The 4,210-nt window shown below is 34.7% G+C and carries 4 protein-coding genes; 1 reads left to right on the forward strand and 3 read right to left on the reverse strand.

Annotated elements, in window-relative coordinates; genetic code table 11:
* The first annotated feature begins 225 nt into the window (after window positions 1–225).
* Window positions 226–1,464, forward strand: coding sequence for an IS110 family transposase (locus tag V7097_RS25530; protein WP_335706450.1), 1,239 nt, complete (start codon window positions 226–228; stop codon window positions 1,462–1,464).
* 318 nt (window positions 1,465–1,782) lie between these two features.
* Here V7097_RS25530 and V7097_RS25535 read toward each other — a convergent pair whose 3' ends face one another.
* The 3 genes from V7097_RS25535 to V7097_RS25545 all read right to left on the reverse strand — a co-directional run bounded on the left by V7097_RS25535 (window position 1,783) and on the right by V7097_RS25545 (window position 3,588).
* Complete coding sequence (locus V7097_RS25535) at window positions 1,783–2,622, reverse strand: PHP domain-containing protein (protein ID WP_335706451.1); 840 nt, start codon at window positions 2,620–2,622, stop codon at window positions 1,783–1,785.
* A gap of 452 nt (window positions 2,623–3,074) precedes the next feature.
* Window positions 3,075–3,284 (reverse strand): helix-turn-helix transcriptional regulator, encoded by a 210-nt coding sequence (locus V7097_RS25540; RefSeq protein WP_335706452.1) that lies wholly within the window; start codon window positions 3,282–3,284, stop codon window positions 3,075–3,077.
* Between the two features lies 1 nt (window position 3,285).
* Complete coding sequence (locus V7097_RS25545; protein WP_335706453.1) at window positions 3,286–3,588, reverse strand: DUF6442 family protein; 303 nt, start codon at window positions 3,586–3,588, stop codon at window positions 3,286–3,288.
* Window positions 3,589–4,210: the final 622 nt, after the last annotated feature.

Below are 4,210 nucleotides of genomic sequence, written 5' to 3' on the forward strand. Positions count from 1 at the left end.
AACTGCACCGTTAGTTGAACAAGCTATCTTATTATAACGGTAGTCGGGGTAGAACGTCGCACCCGTGGGGCTAGATCCCGTCAATTAAACTGTTCACCCCCTACTTGTATAAACATGTTTCAGGCTGGTTGGGACAATTAGATCCCGTTTAACAAGCGAACCTATGACATTACAAGAAGCCTTAGGGGATACCGACTAATTCAATATTCTAGGAGGAGATAGTATATGAATCCAGTCATTGGTCTGGATGTTTCAAAAGGGGAAAGTCAGATTCAAGCATTTTTAGATAAAGGTAAACCTTATCGAATGAGCTTTAGTATTAAGCATGACCTCAAAGGTTTGGGGAGTTTACTTGAATTCCTTCATGAAGTTGAAAAATCTTCTAATGGTAACCGACCTACGGTCGTATTGGAATCAACTGGTCACTATCATTATCCAGTTATTCAATTTTTGGAGGAGCAAAAGTACGTTTATATTGTTGTTAATCCTCTTATCTCACATCGTGCCAAAAGTTCTAGTCTACGTAAAGTTAAAACAGATGCAGTAGATGCCTATCACCTTTGTGAGCTGTTTTATAAAGAGGAGTTAGAACCCTATAAAAAGCGAGGTGTTCAACTTTTAAACCTTCGTAACCTTACTAGACAACAAGATAGTATTGCAGAAATATCAGCCAAAACTAAGATACAGTTGCACTCCTTGTTAGATCAGATATTCCCTGAGTATAGGGGTGTATTTGGGGATTTATATTCAAAGGTATCTTTGCTCACTTTACTAGCATTCCCAACATCTGAGGCGGTAATAGGTGCGAGTGAAAGAGACTTATCAGAGAAGATAGGTTCATTATGTAAGAGTCGTTCCGACCTATGGGCACAAGAAAGGGCAAAAAAGTTAAAAAAGGCAGCCCTTCGCAATCCGTTCCAGAACAACCTTTACCAGAGTAATATTTTTAATCTTGAAATGTTAGTTAATCTTGTTCTTCAATACAAAGAGCATCTATCTAAGATTGCCACCGAAATAGATGCCCTCGCTAACGAAATTGAAGAATATCATATTCTCCAATCCATTCCTGGAATCGGAGAAAAAATCGCTGCAACGATTATTTCCGAGATTGGAGAGATAGACCGATTTAATGATGCCAAAAAGCTAGTTGCATTCGCTGGAGTTGATCCTAGCGTTTACTCTTCTGGAAAGTTTACCGCATCAGTTAATCGAATTACCAAACGAGGATCTAATAGACTACGACATGCCTTATATATGGCCGTTCAAAGTGGTATTCGAGATTCTCGTAAGAAGAAAACGACTGATGAGATAATCGCACGCAATAAAAGATTAAGAGAGTTTTACGATAGGAAACGTGAAGAAGGAAAACCCTTCAGAGTGGCGGTTATTGCATGTGTTAATAAGCTATTACATTGGATTTACGCCTTACTAAAAAGCAGAACTACTTTCCAAGATATAGCATAGAAACTATATCTAACTAAATACAACAAAACCTTCCAATTACAGAATAGAGGAAGGTTATTTGGCATGTGCAATTTTAGTATATCATGATGTTATTAATCTTTTTATTGAAAAATGTTGACAAACTATTAGCTGGTTTAATGAAACAATGGTTGTACTATTCTGTAATCCTTTTCTTTAAAAACCCGATAAAATGTCAGCCTTTTCAAGACAAGTTATTTGCTCTGAAGACATGGTGGGGTTCACCGCACCGTTTTTAATGGCGATTTTTTATTATAATGAACAAAGACTGTTTTGTGCTACCATACATGGTTATTAAAGTTAACCCAAAATCTCAATATCTTTCAAATTCAACTTACTAAAATCAACCTTAATAGCCCCCATTTCATATATGACATTTGATCTATTGTTAAATCCACCGTGGTCATCATTGCCTATGGTTATTAACATATTATTTTTTTGACAAAAGTCTATAAGAACATTTGTTGTTTCTTCTGTATGAGTTGTGTAATAACATTCAAAGCCATCTGCTCCCATATTTTCAAGTTTTTTTAAACGAGGTTCTATTTCAAAAAGATTATTCTTCATTGTTTCTCCGATATGGGCAATAACAGCTTTACCATTTGCATTATGTATTACATTTATTACATATTCTATTGATGGAAATGAATTTTTTGGTTTAATATTATAATCACTGATGAGCTTAAAAAAACTAGGAACATCAATAACTAAGTTTTTGCTCTTTAGGTAGTCAAAACCTTTCCAACCACCGTTTTTTAGATTTCGATTGTAAGAATTAAAATCTTCTATACTTATTTCCTTGTAGTCAACACTCATCTTTTTTATTAATTCTAAATCAATATCAGCATAAACCGTCTCGCATTGTTTGCAAATATCAATTATCTCTTTATTTTCAAAATTGAAGTCATAAGCGAGGACATGAAATTCTTTATCTTCAAAAGAGGTAGAGATTTCTGCTCCTCGAATTAATTTAATTTGGTTCGCTTTACACAATGGTATAAGCTCGTTATAAGCTGCTGTTGTGTTGTGGTCGCTTACACATAATAAGTCAATGCCGAGCTCTCTTGCCTTCTTCACAATTTCCTCAGGAGAACGGGTACTATCGGAATAGTGTGAATGAATATGTAAATCTGCATACATTATAATTTCACCTCTAACTTGTAATTGAATGTCTAATTCCTTTTTTCTTATATATTGATTAGTTGTATTATACCATGACGGTCATGGACTCTTCTTCGTTCTAGTTAGCTATGTTTCTGCATTTGTAATTTCATTGAATTCCAACTCATTTAATAATATTTTTCTGGATTGATAAAAAACAAAACTAACACAATATCACAAAAATGGTTTCTTATTCCTTCGGAAAAATAGACCACCCTCTTTGGTAATCCTCTTATTGAACTATTCTGCTTCTTTAGTTTAATAACTTCAACAAAAAAGTGCCTTAATCCTTCTTGGATCAACGCACCCGTTACTTTAAGTGTGATTTTTCACAATAACTTCCTATCCTACTTAGGTCCTGATAACACTTCTCACCGAATCTTTATATTGGCTACTATCCTCTTGTTCCATTGATTACTATGGAAATCCTTTTAAAAATAAAATAAATCCTCGAACTTTTTATCTAAAGCTAAACAAAGCAATAATGCTAGTCTTGCTGTGGGAACAAACTCGCCAGTTTCAATATTACTAATTGTTTGACGTGATACTCCAACCTTTTCGGCTAATTTGGCTTGGCTTAATTTTTGTTGTGCACGCACAGTTTTTAAATTGTTATGAAGGACTAATTTCTCGTTCTTCATTTTATAACCCAGGCAATTGTTTAAAGACTGTGCCTGCTCCTAGAAAGAAAATAACCGCTCCAAATAACCAATACTTTTTTGAAGTGGAAACAAATTTCCCATAACAAAAAGCTCCAACCATACCAATCAATAAACTAAGTAACTCACCGTAACTTTCATTGATTACAATTTTATAGAAAATCACAAGGGCGATTCCTATAAAAGCAAATACCCCTACAGTTCCTAACGCAAAGTCGTTAATATACTTACGACCTTCATCCAACTTTTCAGTTTGCGCAACTTTTAATATTTCATCCTTATTCATTTCGCCACCTCCTCACTTTTTGATAAGTATACTTGACANNTGTCAAGTATACTTATCAATCATCGTTACCATAAGGTCTATCATTTCAACTTGCCCATACACCACATCATGCATGGCAATCGTAACAATCCCCTAGAAGCGTTTAACGAGCTTGAGGGCGCTGATAATGAAGTCGAGGAATCCAAGACGCAGGTTATCTAATCGGTGTTACAGAGCTGTTTGTGGACATGTGGGAGCATAACAAAAGGACTTGCATAAATGAAAATCAATCATTCACGCAAGTCCTATTCTTATTGAAGTAAAGCACCCGTTAGCCATCCATGAATCGCAAAAATCATCACTTCACCACAGAGAATGAAAATATCATAAGATGTCTATAATGGTTCTTAACACAGTCAATCAATCCATAGATCAATGAATAGCAGCTCTCTTTTTTTTTTACGAATTAGGAGGGTCTTCTTTGATGTTGTCTTTTTTGTAATTAGGGAAGTTTATTTTCATGGTAGTTGAACAAGAATCATTATTATTATGACACATCATTATCCTACTAAGACAAAAGCCAGCAATAATGCTGGCTTTTTCACTTTTCACATTTCATTTATGTAAATATTATTTCCTTTCA

The sequence above is a fragment of the Bacillus sp. JJ1562 genome (assembly GCF_036962705.1).
Taxonomy (GTDB): Bacteria; Bacillota; Bacilli; order Bacillales; family Bacillaceae_L; genus Ferdinandcohnia.

Coding starts and splice junctions, on each gene's coding strand:
- V7097_RS25545 (WP_335706453.1), bottom strand. CDS start 3,588: ATGAATAAGGATGAAATATTAAAAGTTGCGCAAACTGAAAAGTTGGAT.
- V7097_RS25530 (WP_335706450.1), top strand. CDS start 226: ATGAATCCAGTCATTGGTCTGGATGTTTCAAAAGGGGAAAGTCAGATT.
- V7097_RS25540 (WP_335706452.1), bottom strand. CDS start 3,284: ATGAAGAACGAGAAATTAGTCCTTCATAACAATTTAAAAACTGTGCGT.
- V7097_RS25535 (WP_335706451.1), bottom strand. CDS start 2,622: ATGTATGCAGATTTACATATTCATTCACACTATTCCGATAGTACCCGT.